The 15669-nt window shown below is 63.9% G+C and carries 18 protein-coding genes and 1 other RNA gene; 14 read left to right on the top strand and 5 right to left on the bottom strand.

Annotated features, from left to right (window positions below):
• Nucleotides 1-5 precede the first annotated feature (5 nt).
• Nucleotides 6-689, top strand: coding sequence for a glutamate/aspartate ABC transporter permease GltK (gene gltK, locus N511_RS0104595; protein ID WP_027678215.1), 684 nt, complete (start codon nt 6-8; stop codon nt 687-689).
• Nucleotides 686-1420: an amino acid ABC transporter ATP-binding protein gene (locus tag N511_RS0104590; RefSeq protein ID WP_027678214.1), complete on the top strand. Its 735-nt coding sequence runs from the start codon at nt 686-688 to the stop codon at nt 1418-1420. Before gltK ends, N511_RS0104590 begins: the two co-directional genes overlap by 4 nt.
• 76 nt (nt 1421-1496) lie before the next feature.
• Here the strand turns inward: N511_RS0104590 and N511_RS0104585 are convergent, their stop codons facing one another.
• A complete protein-coding gene (locus N511_RS0104585) occupies nt 1497-2327 on the bottom strand; it encodes a class II glutamine amidotransferase (RefSeq protein ID WP_024976643.1) in 831 nt (276 codons plus the stop codon).
• 167 nt (nt 2328-2494) lie between these two features.
• Between N511_RS0104585 and N511_RS0104580 the strand changes: the two genes are divergently transcribed.
• From N511_RS0104580 to rnpB, 4 genes are all read left to right on the top strand, one after another.
• Nucleotides 2495-3793, top strand: coding sequence for a glycerate kinase type-2 family protein (locus N511_RS0104580; RefSeq protein ID WP_027678213.1), 1299 nt, complete (start codon nt 2495-2497; stop codon nt 3791-3793).
• A gap of 33 nt (nt 3794-3826) precedes the next feature.
• Complete coding sequence (gene pyrC / locus N511_RS0104575; RefSeq protein WP_004633200.1) at nt 3827-4861, top strand: dihydroorotase; 1035 nt, start codon at nt 3827-3829, stop codon at nt 4859-4861.
• Nucleotides 4862-4865: 4 nt separating this feature from the next.
• Nucleotides 4866-5666 carry a DUF3025 domain-containing protein gene (locus tag N511_RS0104570; RefSeq protein WP_027678212.1) on the top strand — a complete coding sequence of 267 codons (801 nt, stop codon included), beginning with the start codon at nt 4866-4868 and terminating at the stop codon, nt 5664-5666.
• A 13-nt stretch (nt 5667-5679) separates the two neighbouring features.
• Nucleotides 5680-6021: RNase P RNA component class A (rnpB, locus tag N511_RS24550), an RNA gene on the top strand.
• Between the two features lies 1 nt (nt 6022).
• Here rnpB and N511_RS0104565 read toward each other — a convergent pair.
• Nucleotides 6023-6469, bottom strand: coding sequence for an OsmC family protein (locus tag N511_RS0104565; protein WP_027678211.1), 447 nt, complete (start codon nt 6467-6469; stop codon nt 6023-6025).
• Between the two features lie 700 nt (nt 6470-7169).
• Here N511_RS0104565 and rplM point away from each other — a divergent pair.
• The 5 genes from rplM to erpA all read left to right on the top strand — a co-directional run bounded on the left by rplM (nt 7170) and on the right by erpA (nt 9939).
• Entirely contained in the window at nt 7170-7598 is a 429-nt protein-coding gene (gene rplM / locus N511_RS0104560; protein WP_009239122.1) for a 50S ribosomal protein L13, read from the top strand.
• Between the two features lie 12 nt (nt 7599-7610).
• A complete protein-coding gene (gene rpsI / locus N511_RS0104555; protein WP_004633190.1) occupies nt 7611-8003 on the top strand; it encodes a 30S ribosomal protein S9 in 393 nt (130 codons plus the stop codon).
• A 231-nt stretch (nt 8004-8234) separates the two neighbouring features.
• On the top strand, nt 8235-8990 hold the full coding sequence (locus N511_RS0104550; RefSeq protein WP_027678210.1) for a DUF6776 family protein: 756 nt from the start codon (nt 8235-8237) through the stop codon (nt 8988-8990).
• A 43-nt stretch (nt 8991-9033) separates the two neighbouring features.
• Complete coding sequence (locus N511_RS0104545) at nt 9034-9438, top strand: bactofilin family protein (RefSeq protein ID WP_012761179.1); 405 nt, start codon at nt 9034-9036, stop codon at nt 9436-9438.
• Between the two features lie 126 nt (nt 9439-9564).
• On the top strand, nt 9565-9939 hold the full coding sequence (gene erpA, locus N511_RS0104540) for an iron-sulfur cluster insertion protein ErpA (RefSeq protein ID WP_004633183.1): 375 nt from the start codon (nt 9565-9567) through the stop codon (nt 9937-9939).
• A gap of 63 nt (nt 9940-10002) precedes the next feature.
• Here the strand turns inward: erpA and N511_RS0104535 are convergent, their stop codons facing one another.
• Entirely contained in the window at nt 10003-11157 is a 1155-nt protein-coding gene (locus N511_RS0104535; protein WP_027678209.1) for an anhydro-N-acetylmuramic acid kinase, read from the bottom strand.
• A gap of 175 nt (nt 11158-11332) precedes the next feature.
• Here N511_RS0104535 and tyrS point away from each other — a divergent pair, with 175 nt between their 5' ends.
• The 3 genes from tyrS to N511_RS0104520 are packed head-to-tail and all read left to right on the top strand — an operon-like array spanning nt 11333 to nt 13807.
• Nucleotides 11333-12598, top strand: coding sequence for a tyrosine--tRNA ligase (gene tyrS, locus N511_RS0104530; RefSeq protein WP_027678208.1), 1266 nt, complete (start codon nt 11333-11335; stop codon nt 12596-12598).
• The gene (gene dtd, locus N511_RS0104525; protein ID WP_027678207.1) at nt 12595-13107 is read left to right on the top strand and encodes a D-aminoacyl-tRNA deacylase; all 513 of its coding nucleotides are present in this window, start codon (nt 12595-12597) and stop codon (nt 13105-13107) included. Before tyrS ends, dtd begins: the two co-directional genes overlap by 4 nt.
• A 19-nt stretch (nt 13108-13126) precedes the next feature.
• Nucleotides 13127-13807, top strand: coding sequence for a histidine phosphatase family protein (locus N511_RS0104520; RefSeq protein WP_027678206.1), 681 nt, complete (start codon nt 13127-13129; stop codon nt 13805-13807).
• Between the two features lie 5 nt (nt 13808-13812).
• Here the strand turns inward: N511_RS0104520 and N511_RS0104515 are convergent, their stop codons facing one another.
• The gene (locus tag N511_RS0104515) at nt 13813-14523 is read right to left on the bottom strand and encodes a queuosine precursor transporter (protein ID WP_027678205.1); all 711 of its coding nucleotides are present in this window, start codon (nt 14521-14523) and stop codon (nt 13813-13815) included.
• 12 nt (nt 14524-14535) lie between these two features.
• Nucleotides 14536-15612 (bottom strand): Holliday junction branch migration DNA helicase RuvB, encoded by a 1077-nt coding sequence (gene ruvB / locus N511_RS0104510; protein ID WP_027678204.1) that lies wholly within the window; start codon nt 15610-15612, stop codon nt 14536-14538.
• Nucleotides 15613-15669: the final 57 nt, after the last annotated feature.

Here is a 15669-nt window from a genome sequence, read left to right as displayed (position 1 = left end):
TCTTCATGGCTTATCACTTCGATTTCTCGTCCATCAACGCCGACAACATGCGCGTGCTCGGCGAGGGCATGCTCCTTTCGCTCGAGATCACCGGCACGGCCATTCTGGTCGGCATCGTCTGGGGCACCCTGCTGGCGATGATGCGCCTGTCGGGCATCAAACCGCTGCAGTGGTTTGGGCAGGGGTACGTGAACCTCTTCCGTTCCATCCCGCTGGTGATGGTGCTGTTGTGGTTCTTCCTGATCGTGCCGCAGGTGCTGCAGAGAATCTTCAACCTGTCGCCGGCCACCGACATGCGCATGACGTCCGCGCTTGTCGCCTTTGCGCTGTTTGAAGCGGCGTATTACTCCGAGATCATCCGCGCCGGTATCCAGAGCGTGTCGCGCGGGCAGATGTTCGCGGCCTATGCGATGGGTATGACGTACGGCCAGGCCATGCGCCTGGTGATCCTGCCGCAGGCATTCCGCAACATGATTCCGCTGCTGCTCACGCAGGCCATCGTCCTGTTCCAGGATACGTCGCTGGTGTATGTGAGCGCGCTGTCGGACTTCTTTACGCAGGCATACAACATTGGTGAGCGCGACGGCCGTATCGTCGAGCTGCTGCTGTTTGCCGGCCTGTGCTATTTCGTGATCTGCTTCGGCGCCTCCGTGCTGGTGAAGCGACTTCAGAAGAAGGTGACCCAATGATCGAGATCAAGAACGTTTCCAAGTGGTACGGCAGCTTCCAGGTGCTGACCGACTGCACCACCAGCGTGAAGAAGAGCGAGGTGGTGGTGGTGTGCGGCCCGTCGGGTTCGGGCAAATCCACGCTCATCAAGACCGTGAACGCGCTCGAGCCGTTCCAGAAGGGCGAGATCCTCGTCGACGGCACCTCGGTGGGCGGCAAGGGCACCAACCTGCCGAAGCTGCGTTCGCGCGTGGGCATGGTGTTCCAGAACTTCGAGCTGTTCCCGCACCTGTCGATCACCGAGAACCTGACGATCGCACAGCAAAAGGTGCTGGGCCGGTCCAAGGAAGAGGCAACTGCCAAGGGCTTGAAGTACCTGGAGCGTGTGGGCCTGAAGGCGCACGCCGCCAAATACCCGGGCCAGCTGTCGGGTGGTCAGCAGCAGCGTGTGGCAATTGCCCGCGCGCTGTCGATGGACCCGATCTGCATGCTGTTCGACGAGCCGACCTCCGCGCTGGATCCGGAAATGGTCAACGAAGTGCTCGACGTGATGGTGGAACTGGCCAAGGAAGGCATGACCATGATGTGCGTGACCCACGAAATGGGCTTCGCCCGGAAGGTCGCCAACCGCGTCATCTTCATGGACCAAGGCCGCATCGTTGAAGACTGCGAGAAGGAAGAGTTCTTCGGCAACATCGACGCTCGTTCCGATCGCGCCAAGCAGTTCCTGTCGAAGATCCTGTCGCACTAAGCGACGTTTCCCGGCAATAAAAAGCCGCTCCGGGTGTAGTCCACTCGGAGCGGCTTTTTTTATGGGCGATGCGGCCTCAGGTGCAGGCGGTGTTCGCTGCGTTCGCGATCTGCACGGCTTCCGGAATCGGCACCTTGGTCGCCATCGTCGCCTGGCCCGATTCGAACATCAGCAGTTCGCCCGGCACGAATTGCGTCCAGACTTCGTTGTCGGTGAGCGGCGCGGTGGCGATGACGGCTACGCGATCGGCCGGCGTGGTGTATTTGGCGAAGTCGATCGTCATGTCGGCGTCGATCAAATGCGCCGTCGAGAACGGCCATTGCCGCACGATGTAATACAGCCGCGTGGAGCAATGGGCGAACTGCGCCTGCCCGTTGCACAGCAGGAAATTGAACACGCCGTAGCGGGTGATTTCCTTGGTGATATCGGACAGCGCGTAGAACAGCTCATTGAGCGGCGGCTGCGAACCCGGAAAGCGCTTGCGGAGTGCCTGCATGATGAAGCAGAAGGCGAGTTCGCTGTCGGTATCGCCCACGGGCTGGTAGACGCCCGAAAGGAACGGCGAGAAGTTCTTCAGATCGCCGTTGTGGGCAAAGATCCAGTGCCGGCCCCACAGCTCGCGCATGAAGGGGTGGCAGTTTTCCAGCCGCACCGTGCCTTGCGTCGCCTTGCGGATGTGCGAGATGACGTTCTTGGACTTGATCGGGTAGCGCTTGACCAGCTCCGCCACCGGCGAGGTGCCGGCCGACTGATTGTCGATGAACAGGCGGCACGCCTTGTCTTCGAAGAAGGCGACACCGAAGCCGTCGGCATGGTGGTCGGTTACGCCACCGCGCGCGGCGAACCCGGTGAACGAGAACGTCACATCGGTCGGTTCGGCGCAGTTCATGCCCAGCAGCTGGCACATGGTGGGGGAAAAGTCGGATGCAATAAAATAGACATTATCCAGCCGGCCGCCGGGGGTGCCAAGCGCCTTCGTCTTCACGGCGCCGCACTCGCCTGCAAGCCGTTGCGCACACGCTGCACGCCGCCCGTCGCGGTGCGTCCCAACTGCCTTAACCGGAAGCCCTTCCCATGAAGCTTGATCGCACCGCCGCCCGTGCCCTCCTGCTGGAGAGCTACGCCGCCGCCGTGGGCGCGGCCGACCCGCTGAAGATCGTCGCTGACTTCCTCCCCCCGCCGCATGCCGGGGGCAAGACGCTCGTGGTCGGCACCGGCAAGGCGGCTGCGTCGATGGCGCTGGCGGTCGAACAGGCCTATGCCGGCCGCGCACAGATCGAAGGCCTGGTCGTCACGCGTTATGCGCATGGCCTGCCGACCGAGCACATCCGGGTTATCGAAGCCGGACATCCGGTGCCAGACGAGGCGGGTGAGCAGGCCGCGCAGGAAATCCTGGATCGCGTCTGTGCGCTGACCGAGAGTGACCGCCTGATCGTGCTCGTTTCAGGTGGCGGCTCGAGCCTGCTGTCCCTGCCCGCCGAGGGCATCCCGATGGCCGACCTGAAAGCCGTGACGCGCGAGTTGCTGCGCTGCGGTGCGCCGATCACCGACATGAATATCGTGCGCAAGCATCTGTCGCGCATTCAGGGCGGGCGGCTTGCCGCCGCATCGCGCGCGCCGGTCACGACGCTCATCGTCTCGGACGTGGCGGGCGACGACCCGAGCGCCATTGCCAGCGGCCCGACCGTGCCGGATGCGAGCACCTACGCAGATGCACTGGCCATCCTCAAGCGCTGGGGCGCCCAGATACCCGATACCGTGCGCGCGCATCTCGAACGCGGCGCACGCGGCGAGATTGCCGAAACACCCAAGCCCGGCGACGCCTGCTTTACACGCGTGGCCAATCACGTTATCGCCACTGCGCAACAAAGCCTCCAAGCCGGCGCGCAGGTATTTGCGACGCGCGGCATCCGAACGGCCATCCTCGGCGATACGGTGACCGGCGAGGCGCGCGAGGTCGCCCAGGTATACGGCGCGCTGGCGCGGCAGGTCCGCCAGCACGGCACGCCGTTTGTGGCGCCGGTGGCGCTCATCTCCGGCGGCGAATGCACAGTGACGATTCCGCCAGGCTGGACCGGTGGCCGTGGCGGGCGCTGCGCTGAGTTCCTGCTCTCGCTCGGCGTCACGCTCGAAGACATGGGCAACGTCTATGCGCTCGCCGCCGATACAGACGGCATCGACGGATCGGAGGACAATGCGGGTGCGCTGCTCGACCCCGAATCCATCGCCCGGGCTGCGGTCAAGGGTGTCGGCGCCCGCGCCGCGCTCGACGCACACGACGCCTACGGTTTCTTTGCCGCCGCCGATGACCTGATCGTCACCGGCCCGACGCGCACCAATGTCAACGACTACCGCGTCATCCTCATTCTCTGATTCACGTTTTTGCTGACCGCTTCCGCACGCACCATGACCGACACTCTTACGATCGTCCGCCCCGATGACTGGCACCTGCACCTGCGCGACGGCGATGCGCTTGCCGATGTGGTGGGCGACACCGCGCGCCAGTTCGGCCGGGCGATCATCATGCCCAACCTCAAGCCGCCGGTGACGACCACCGCCCAGGCACGCGCCTACCGCGAGCGCATTCTCGCCGCGCTGCCGGCCGGCACGCAGTTTGAGCCGCTGATGACGCTGTACCTGACCGACAACACGTCGCCGGAAGTCATCCGCGAGGCCCGCGCCAGCGGTTTCATTCATGGCGTGAAGCTGTATCCGGCCGGCGCCACCACCAACAGCGATGCCGGCGTGACGGACCTGCGCCGCTGCGCCAAGACGCTCGAAGCCATGCAGGAAGTCGGCATGCCGCTGCTCGTGCACGGCGAGGTGACCGACCCGACCGTCGACATCTTCGATCGCGAGGCCGTCTTCATCGACACCGTGATGCTGCCGCTGCGCCGCGACTTCCCTGCGCTGAAGGTCGTGTTCGAGCACATCACCACCAAGCACGCGGCCGAATACGTGCGCGATGCGGAAGGCCCGGTCGGTGCGACCATCACCGCGCATCATCTGCTGTACAACCGCAACGCCCTGTTTGTCGGCGGCATCCGCCCGCATTACTACTGCCTGCCGGTGCTCAAGCGCGAAACACACCGCTTGGCGCTGGTGGCCGCGGCCACCTCGGGCCACCCGCGCTTCTTCCTCGGTACCGACAGCGCGCCGCACGCCAAGGGCGTCAAGGAACACGCCTGCGGTTGCGCCGGCTGCTACACCGCGCTGCACGCCATGGAGCTGTACGCCGAGGCCTTTGAAGACGCCAACGCACTCGACAAGCTCGAAGGTTTCGCGAGCCTCCACGGGCCGGATTTCTATGGCCTGCCGCGCAATGCTGGCACGCTGACGCTCACGCGCTCGCAATGGCAGCTTCCCGCCGAAGTCCCGTTCGGCGAGCAGACGCTGGTGCCGTTGCGCGGCGGCGAGATGCTGCGCTGGAAGTCTGTCTGAGTTGCTGGCCGCTGATCTCGGTGCGATCGACTGGGGCCATCCGGCGTTCGCACCGCTCGCTGCAATCGGCGCGCCGCTTGCAGACGCAATCTCACGGGGCGCCGATCTTCGCGACGCGCTGAACGCGCAGCCGGCGGCACAAGCCATCTGCACGTGCAGCGGTCATGCGCTGCGCTTCGTCCCGCAAGATGCACTGCCGGCCGGCGCCGCTTACGAAGCACACATCGCCGCCACCGGCGGGGTGCCGACGCGGGACAATCTCCACGACTTTTTCAACGCCCTGATCTGGCTGCATTGGCCGCGTGCGAAGGCAGCGCTCAACGCGCGCCAAGCGCGGGCGATTACGCAGGACGGGATTGGCGCGGCACGCGGCACCGTTCGCGATGCCGCCACGCTGTTCGACGAAAACGCCCTGATCTTCGTGCACACCGAAGACGCGCCGGAGCGCTGCCTGACCGCGTTCGACTGGCGCGGCCTGTTCGTTGAGGGCAGGGCAGCGTGGGGCGCCACGTGCGCGGTTCTGCCGTTCGGCCATGCAGTCTTGGAGAAGCTGGTCGCGCCTTACAAGTCGATCACTGCGCATGCGTGGCCGGTGCAGGTGGCCGCGTTGCCGGCGGACCACTCTTCGCTCGACGCTCTGCTGGCCGAGACGCTGCTGCACGCCGATCTCGCGCCGCACCATTTCCGCCCGTTGCCGGTCATGGGCATCCCGGGTTGGTGCGATGCCAACGAAGACGCCGGCTTCTATCTGGACACGACAGTCTTTCGCCCGGGCCGGCGGCGCGTCGTACCTGAACAGTGCTAGACTCGCGCCTCGCGAAGCGGACCAGACAACCGCTGCTTCCGCCGCCTCGTGCGAGCGGAAGGGGAGGAAAGTCCGGACTCCATAGAGCAGGGTGATGGCTAACGACCATCCACGGTGACGTGCGGAATAGGGCCACAGAGACGAGTCTTCGCCCAGGCTTCGGCCAGGGCGAAGGGTGAAACGCGGTAACCTCCACCCGGAGCAATCCCAAGTAAGCAGGCGATGAAGCGGCTCGCTGAGTCTGCGGGTAGGGAGCTTGAGCCGGCTGGCAACAGCCGGTCTAGAGGAATGGTTGTCACGCCGCTGGTTTCGGCCACGCGGCGCACAGAATCCGGCTTATCGGTCCGCTTCGCTTCTTATTCCGATGCCGTCGGCTGGTTGGCCAGGTCCACCAGTTCCAATGAGTGTGTGATCTCGGCCGTCTTGGCCAGCATGATCGACGCCGAGCAATACTTCTCGTGCGAGAGCTGCACGGCGCGCTCCACCGTTTCCCGCTTCAGGTTGCGCCCCGTCACCGTGAAGGTGAAGTGGATGCGCGTGAAGACCTTCGGGTCGGTGTCGGCGCGGTCGGCGTGCAGCTTGACGCTGCAGCCCTGTACGTCCTGGCGACCGCGTTTGAGGATCAGCACCACGTCATAAGCGGTGCAGCCGCCGGTGCCCAGCAAGACCATTTCCATCGGGCGCGGTGCCAGATTGCGGCCGCCGCCGTCTGGCGCGCCATCCATCGTGACGAGATGGCCGCTGCCGGTTTCCGCCAAAAACGCCATGCCGTCCGGGCCGGTCCAGCTCACTGTGCAGTCCATGTCCAATCCTTGTGCAGAACGTCGGCCAGCGCCGACGAAAAGCCACATTGTAGCCACCGGCCCGCGCCCGCGTTGCCATCCTAGGGTGAACGCGGCTTGACAGTGATACCCGCGTGAAAAGGTGCAACCCGCCTTTTCTGCACCCAAATCGCGCGAGAATTCGAGGGATGTCTCTAGCGCGCACCAGATCGGTGGATCTGAATTTTTCGCAAGGTATTGATTTTAAATGAAAATATCCGCTTATCGGTCATGCGATTCATATTCCGCATTACGAAATGCGATTTCGTAGTGCAAATTCCCTTGCGCGTGCCCCAGAACTGGGTATAATTTGCACCATTGGATCGGCTGATGCGGTGCAACCCACCAAGTCAACGATCAGCAGGTGTCTCCTCCACCCTCCTCCTTTGGTGGATTCAAACCCAAGCTTGATGGCTTGGGTTTTTTTTCGCCCCGTGGCCTCAGGCGCGCCATTTTTCTTGTGTCAAGGGGTCTCTGCGGGGTACAATCGAAATCTTTTCCGGATTGCCCGCGGAAAAGAAATCCAGAGAGCCCGCACCAACAAGCGGGAAGGCGGGCCGGCGATGACCTCGCATGAGGTTGCGCAGGCGTCCGCAAGACGATCCGTTCGTGAGCAGTCTGAACGCAAGTTCTCAGCACGATACGGGTCCACTCGGGCACTGACTCAATATTTGGAAAAATCATGAAGACCTTTTCCGCAAAGCCCCATGAGGTGAAGCGCGATTGGTACGTGATTGACGCGACGGACAAGGTCCTCGGGCGTGTCGCCAGCGAAGTGGCACACCGACTGCGCGGCAAGCACAAGCCCGAATTCACTCCGCACGTCGATACCGGCGATTTCATCATCGTTATCAACGCAGCCAAGCTGCGTGTGACGGGCGCCAAGACGACCGACAAGAAGTACTATCGCCACTCGGGTTACCCGGGCGGTATCTACGAAACGACGTTTGGCAAGATGCAGCAGCGTTTCCCGGGCCGCGCCCTGGAGAAGGCTGTGAAGGGCATGCTGCCGAAGGGTCCGCTGGGCTACGCGATGATCAAGAAGCTGAAGGTTTACGCCGAAGGCTCGCATCCGCACGAAGCTCAGCAGCCGAAAGCGCTGGAAATCTAAGGGGCCTAATCCATGATCGGAAACTGGAACTATGGCACAGGCCGCCGCAAGAGCGCTGTGGCACGTGTCTTCATCAAGTCCGGCAAGGGCGACATCATCGTCAACGGCAAGGCCATCAACGAGTACTTTGCTCGTGAAACCTCGCTGATGATCGTGCGTCAGCCGCTGGAACTGACCAACCACGCAGCTACGTTCGACATCAAGGTGAACGTGGTTGGCGGCGGTGAAACCGGCCAAGCCGGTGCCGTGCGTCACGGTATCACCCGCGCCCTGATCGACTACGATGCAACGCTCAAGCCCGCCCTGTCGAAGGCCGGTCTGGTGACGCGCGATGCACGGGAAGTCGAGCGTAAGAAGGTTGGTCTGCGCAAGGCCCGCCGCGCCAAGCAGTTCTCGAAGCGTTAATCTGCTTCCTGCTGCTTCAGCAAAGAACCACACCCTCGGGTGTGGTTTTTTGTTTTGGAGCGTTCGAACCAAACGGTGTGATGTTTTCAGCGCCTTGCTTACCCTTTGCAACAGCTCCGACATGTCGGCGGGACTACAATTCACATTTCGTTAGCGTTCAGTCCGTATGATGCAATCCGCTGTTTCTCCTAATCCGATTCTGATTCGCAACGCGAGTCAGGAGGCGGGCGCATGAAGGCGCGTCGCTTGTTGCGTCGCGCTTCCGTGCTTGCCCCGAACGTCACTGTACGTTCGCGCCTGCCTTGGCCCGTCACGGTGTTGCTGATTGCGGTGGTATTTGGGCTCGCGGCGGCTGCCGCGCTGTGGGCCTTTGAAGAAGGGCGCCGCCTGACTGGTCCGCACGATGCCGATTTGCGCGCCATGAACCGCGAGCTGACCGCCAAGTTGGCCGCCGTGCAGGCCGAGCGAGACAAGCTCGCTGCATCTGCCGGCACGGTGGATGCCCGTCTGGGTATCGCCGAAGGCGCCCAGGCGCAGATGGCCGAGCAACTCAAGGCGCTGGAGACTGAAAACGCACAGTTGAAGGAGGATCTGGCCTTCTTTGACAGTCTCTTGCCTGCGCCCACCAATTCCGCCGGGATTTACGTGCGCAGCTTCCGCATCGCACCGGACGAGGCGCAACCGACGCGCATGCGCTTCCGGGTTCTGCTGATGCAGGGCGGCGGCAAGGCCTTCGCACCGGTCTCAGAATTCGAGGGGCAATTGGCGCTCACGCTGAACGTGGTGCAAGGTGGCAAACCTGCTACGATCGATTTCCCGGGTTCAGCGGCCAGCGGATCACCCGCCGCCAGTGCCCGCGTCAAACTCACGCACTACCAGCGCCTCGAAGGCTGGGTGGACGTGCCTCCCGGTACCACGGTGCAATCGGTGATGGTGAAGGTGCTGCAGAACGGCAAGATCAAAGCGAGCCAGAGTTTTTCCATCTGACGGGCGCTGTCCTGTCGAGGATCCGTACACAGAGGAGTCGACGATGCTGTTTGGCAAAAAGAAAGGGCTGGCGATTGAAACGCTACTTGGCGCCCGCACCAAGCTGGAGGGGGATTTGCGCTTCTCGGGCGGTCTGCGGATCGACGGCGAGATCAAAGGCAACATCTACGGCGATCCGGACAAGCCGAGCATGTTGGTGATTACCGACAGCGCACGCGTGGAAGGTGAAGTCCACGTCGGGCACCTGATCTTGAACGGCACGGTGGTCGGCCCCGTGCATGTTGCGGAGTTGCTCGAGTTGCAGCCGAAGGCGCGCATCGAGGGCAACGTCCAATATGCGGCGCTGGAAATGCACCAGGGTGCCGTCGTCATGGGCACGCTGACGCACGCAGCGCCCGGCGATGTGAAGTTGCTGCCCAACCTCAAGCTGGCATCCAATCAGGATTGATCACATCCCGCGCTGGCCGTTGCTGGCGCACCGCACAATGCCCACTTGAAACGCGGGGCTTCGGCACGATTTGCAGCTTGCGCTTAAAATACAGGCAAGTTTCAGACGTTCCCACAGGAGATTTTCATGAACGCAGTCGCGCAGGCAGCCACGCCCGATGTGAACGAGGTTCCGGCTCCGCTGGTCTTTACCGACAGCGCTGCGGACAAGGTCAAGCAACTGATTGAAGAAGAAGGCAACCCGGAGTTGAAGCTGCGCGTGTTCGTGCAAGGCGGCGGGTGCTCGGGCTTCCAGTACGGCTTCACCTTTGACGAAGAGACCAACGAAGACGATACGACCATGACCAAGAATGGCGTGTCGCTCTTGATCGACTCGATGAGCTACCAGTACTTGGTGGGTGCCGAGATCGACTACAAGGAAGACATCAACGGCGCACAGTTCGTCATCAAGAACCCGAATGCGTCGACCACGTGTGGTTGCGGCTCGTCGTTCTCGGTCTGACGCCGCATCGCTGTAAAAGAAAAAGCGCACTTCGGTGCGCTTTTTTGTTGCCTGCAGGGGTGCTCAGGCCGCGTAGATCGCGCCGAGGATGCGGCCACCCGATGCGCCGGTCGCGGTGTGCAGGTTGCCGTGGGCGCGTAGCACGCACTGTCGCGCGAGCCAAGCGAAGGCCAATGCCTCGACCTGATGCGCGGGCACGCCGAAGTCATCGGTCGGCGCGACCCGCACGCGTGGCAATTGCTGCGCGATACGTGCCATCAGAGCGCCATTGCGAGCACCGCCGCCGCAGATCAACAGCGATTCCGCCTGTGGCGCATGGGCACGTACGGCATCGGTGATGGTGTCAGCGGTGAGTGCGAGCAGCGTGGCTTGAACATCTTCGGGGCGGGCGGCGCTCAACGCATCGCCGAGGGTTTGTTGCAGCCACGCCGGGTTGAACAGGTCGCGGCCGGTGCTTTTGGGCGGTGGCGCCGCAAAAAACGGCTCGGCCTTCAGACGCGTGAGCAGGGTTTCGTCGATGCGTCCGGTGCGGGCCCAGGCGCCGTCGGCGTCGTAGCGGGTGTCGCGGTGCGTATGGACCCAATAGTCCATCAGCGCGTTACCCGGGCCGCAATCGAAGCCGAGCACGGCGTCGCGCGTGTCCAAAGCCTGCGGCGGCAAGACGGTGAGATTGGCGATGCCGCCAATGTTGCACACCACGCGCCATGCATCCGGCAGACCGAACAGCGCGCGATGCACCGCCGGTACGAGCGGCGCCCCTTGGCCCCCGGCGGCGATGTCGCGGCTGCGGAAATCGGCAACGACGTCGATGCCGGTGCGTTCGGCCAACACCGCAGGGTGCTGGCTCTGGCGGGTGTAGCCGATGCCGTCATGCGCGCCGGGCTGATGACGGATCGTCTGTCCGTGCGCGCCGATGGCCTGCACGTCGCGCGCGACCAGGCCGGCGGCGACAAGCAGCTTGGCAACGCATTCGGCATAGACGTCGGCCAGCGCGTTGGCGGCCAGCGCTTCGCGATGGATTTCGTCGTGGCCGGCGTGTTGCAGGTCCAGAAAGCGCTGGCGGAGTTCGGGCGAGAAAGGCACGTAGGCGTCGGCGAGGACGACCGGGTGTTCGCCGGAAAAGTCCGCCAGCACGCCGTCGACGCCGTCCAGACTGGTGCCCGACATCAGGCCGATGTAGCGATCGGCGGGGAGTGCGGTGTGGTTGGGATGGCTCATGCGCGACAGCTTACCAGCGCAATGCCGGGCCAAATGGACACATCACGGTAAAATCGCGGGATTGCGCGGCCGGCACGCCTGAATCGATGTCGGTCATCGCGCACGCACCGTTTCCCTGATTGTTGATCCGTTCGCGCCGTTTTCCATGTGCGGCGCGGTGACCTTTCCTTTTGCCATGACTGCATCTGCCACTTCCGCCGCTTCCGACAACGCCACGCCGGGCAAACCCAAGTATCCGGTCACCCCGGAGGTGGCGCACGCGATGGAAGTGTCGCTGCGCGGCTGCGACGAACTGCTGATCGCGGCCGAGTGGGAGCAGAAGCTGGCCAAGAGCGCTGCCACCGGCGTACCGCTGCGCATCAAGCTGGGCCTGGACCCGACGGCGCCCGATATCCACATCGGCCACACCGTGGTGCTCAACAAGATGCGCCAGCTGCAGGATCTGGGGCATCAGGTGATTTTCCTGATCGGCGATTTCACCTCGACGATTGGCGACCCGTCCGGCCGCAACGCCACGCGCCCGCCGCTGACGCGCGAGCAGATCGAGGCCAACGCGCAGACGTACTACCGCCAGGCCAGCATGGTGCTGGACCCGAGCAAGACCGAGATCCGCTACAACAGCGAATGGTGCGACCCGCTGGGCGCGCGCGGCATTATCCAGCTCGCCGCCAAGTACACCGTCGCCCGCATGATGGAGCGCGACGATTTCACCAAGCGCTACAAGGCCGGCGTGCCGATCTCGGTGCACGAATTTCTCTACCCGCTGATGCAGGGCTACGACTCGGTCGCGCTCAAATCGGATCTGGAGCTGGGCGGCACCGACCAGAAGTTCAACTTGCTGGTCGGCCGCGAACTGCAGAAGGAATACGGCCAGGAGCCGCAGTGCATCCTGACGATGCCGCTGCTGGTGGGCATAGACGGCGTCGAGAAGATGTCCAAGTCCAAGGGCAACTACGTCGGCATCAGCGAGGCGCCGAACGAAATGTTCGGCAAGCTGATGAGCATTTCCGACGACCTGATGTGGACGTACTACACGCTGCTGTCATTCCGCCCGCTGGCCGAGATCGATCTGATGAAGCAAGAGATCGCCCTGGGCCGCAACCCGCGCGATTGCAAGGTGATGCTGGCGCAGGAGATCGTTGCCCGCTTCCACAGCCAGGCCGATGCCGAGCGCGCATTGGAAGATTTCAACCACCGCGCACGCGGCGGTGTGCCGGACGACATTCCGCAGATCGAGCTGTCGGGCGCACCACTGGGTATTGCACAACTGCTGAAGCAGGCTGGGCTCTGCCCGTCCACGTCGGACGCCAACCGCAACATCGAGCAGGGCGGCGTGAAGATCGACGGCACTGTCATCAGCGATAAGGCCCTGAAGATCGACGCCGGCACGTTCGTGATGCAGGTCGGCAAGCGTCGCTTTGCGCGCGTGGTGCTGAAGTGATCGGGCTGATCCAGCGTGTGTCCGAGGCGGCGGTCCGTGTGGACGGCCGCGTCGTCGGCGAGATCGGCCCGGGTTTGCTCGCACTGGTCTGTGCCGAACGCGGGGACACCGCCGCCGAGGCCGATCGTCTGCTCGAGAAGCTGCTGAACTATCGCGTGTTCTCCGACGCGCAAGGCAAGATGAACCTGCCCGTGCGCAACATCGACGGCAACGGGCAGGCGGGCGGATTGCTGGTCGTATCGCAGTTCACGCTGGCGGCCGATACCAAGTCCGGCACGCGGCCGAGTTTTACGCCTGCCGCCGCGCCGGAAGATGGCCGCCGCCTGTACGAACACTTCGTGGCGCGCGCGCGTGCCCAGCATCCCATCGTGGCGACGGGCGAGTTTGGCGCCGACATGAAGGTGTCGCTCGTCAACGATGGTCCGGTCACGTTCTGGCTGCAGATTGCGCCGCAAGCCGCTGCAGCTGTTGCCAAAACTGCCACGCCGGAAGCGGCCAAATCTGTCTGATCCGTCCAGGAACCCTGAGATGCCACGCGCCGCCGCCATCCCCCTGCCGATGCCGCAGATCACGCACATCGTGCTCATCCGCCACGGCGAGACCGACTGGAACCGTGAGCGCCGGCTGCAAGGCCAGCTCGACGTGCCGCTGAACACACAGGGGCTGGAGCAGGCTGCGCAGTTGGGCAAGGCACTCGCGCGCGAGCAGTTCGATGCGGTCTATGCGAGCGATCTGTCGCGCGCCAGGCAGACGGCGCAGGCGCTTGCAGATGAAGTGGGTGTGACGGTGCGGGATGACGCGGGCTTGCGCGAGCGCTGCTACGGCGAATTCGAAGGCCTGACGTACGCTGAAGTTGCCGCCCAGCATCCGGCGGAGTTTGATGCCTGGCAAAACCGCGTGCCGGAATTTGCGCCGCCCGGCGGCGAGACGCTCACTGCATTCCATGAACGCGCTGTCGAGACTGCGTTGCGCCTGATTCGCCGTCACCCCGGTGAGCGCATCGCGCTGGTCAGCCACGGCGGCGTGCTGGATTGCCTGTATCGCCACGCCAACGCCATGACGCTCACGGAGCCACGCCGGCATGAGCTGCGCAACGCGAGCATCAACCGGCTTTCATCCGACGGTCATCAGTTGACCGTGCTGCAGTGGGGCGATGTCGCGCACCTCGATTTGCTGGTGCTCGACGAGGTGGACCGCCGCGTTCCCTGAACGCGCTACACCTTCAGCCGGAACGGCGTGAAGTCGGTATCGCGGTCGTAGTAATCCTCGTTCTCGGCGCGCTTCAGGAACGCGACGACGCGGTAGGTGAGTGGCGTTGCGACGATTTCCCAGCCGGTCTTGAGGATGTACTGCGCGATGGCCACGCGCAGCACCTGTTCGTGCGGCCAGATGCCGTAGAAGGCGATCACGTAGAACAGCGACGAATCGACTGCCTCGCCCACCACCGTGGACCCGACGATGCGCGTCCACAGCCATTTCCCTTCCGTCGCGATCTTCATCTTCGCCAGCGTGTAGCTGTTGGCAAAGCTGCCGCACCAGAATGCGATGAGCGACCCCGCCACGATGCGCGGCGTGTTGCCGAACACGTCGTTCAGGCTCTTCTGATAACCGGCCATGAACGGCGCCACCGGTAGCGCTAGCACCACCAGCGACATGAAGGACGCGAAGATGAGCGCAGCAAAACCCGCCCACACCACGCGCCGGTCGCGTCCGTAGCCGTACACCTCGGTGAGGATGTCGCCAAAGATGTACGAGATCGGGAAGAACAGCACGCCCGCGCCAAACGTCACCGGCCCAATGATCGGCAGCGTGACCTGCGCCGCCTTGGCCGCACCGATCAGGTTCGAGCACAGCAGCACCGTGACGAAGGCGGCCATGACGAAGTCGTAGTAGCGGAAGTTGCGCGGCGGACTTTGGACGGTCATGGCGGCGGCTCGTCAGTTGTTGTTGTCGTCCCAGAGGTCCGGGACCGGGCCGCTCTTGGGTGCGCCCAGCCCGAAGTGCTGGTACGCAGAAGCCGTGGCCACCCGCCCGCGCGGCGTGCGCTGCAGGTAGCCCTGCTGGATCAGGTAGGGCTCAAGCACGTCTTCAATCGTGTCGCGCTCTTCGCCGATGGCTGCCGCCAGGTTGTCGATACCGACCGGCCCGCCGTTGAACTTGTGCAGGATCGCTTCGAGCAGCTTGCGATCCATCAGGTCGAAGCCGACGGCATCCACATCGAGCATCGCCAGCGCGGCATCGGCGACTTCGCGCGTGATGACGCCGTCGGCCTTGACCTCGGCGTAGTCGCGCACGCGGCGCAGCAGGCGGTTGGCGATACGCGGCGTGCCGCGCGAGCGCTTGGCGATTTCCAGCGCACCTTCGTCGACGATATGGGCGTTCAGCAGGCCCGACGAGCGCGTGACGATCTTCGCCAGTTCGGCCGGCGTATAGAACTCCAGCCGCGCGACGATCCCGAAGCGGTCGCGCAACGGGTTGGTCAGCATGCCGGCCCGCGTGGTGGCCCCCACCAGTGTGAACGGCTGCAGATCGAGCTTGACCGAGCGCGCCGCCGGGCCCTCGCCGATCATGATGTCGATCTGGTAGTCCTCCAGCGCCGGGTACAGGATTTCTTCCACCACGGGCGAGAGCCGATGAATCTCGTCGATGAAGAGGACGTCGTTGGCTTCGAGATTCGTCAGCAGCGCGGCCAGGTCGCCCGGGCGCTCCAGCACGGGGCCGGAAGTCTGGCGCAGGTTGACGCCCATTTCGCGCGCGATGATGTGCGCCAGCGTCGTCTTGCCGAGACCCGGCGGGCCGAACAGCAGCACATGGTCCAGCGCTTCGCTGCGGTTCTTGGCCGCGGTCATGAAGATGTCGAGCTGGCCGCGCACCTTTTCCTGGCCGACATATTCGTCGAGCAGCTTGGGGCGCAGCGCGCGCTCGAACGCCTCCTCGTTGGGGGAGGCGGGGGAGGCTGAGATGATGCGCTCAGCAGAGACAGCCTTGGCGGCGAGCTTGTCGGTTTCGATCATGACGGGCAGACGGCGCCGGGAAGGCGCGAGCAGGCCATTCTACCGTCTTGCCGCGCC

The sequence above is a fragment of the Ralstonia sp. UNC404CL21Col genome, assembly GCF_000620465.1.
Taxonomy (GTDB): Bacteria; Pseudomonadota; Gammaproteobacteria; order Burkholderiales; family Burkholderiaceae; genus Ralstonia; species Ralstonia flatus.
Note: the sequence above shows the minus strand (reverse complement) of the source record. Positions and strands in the feature narration are given on the sequence as shown.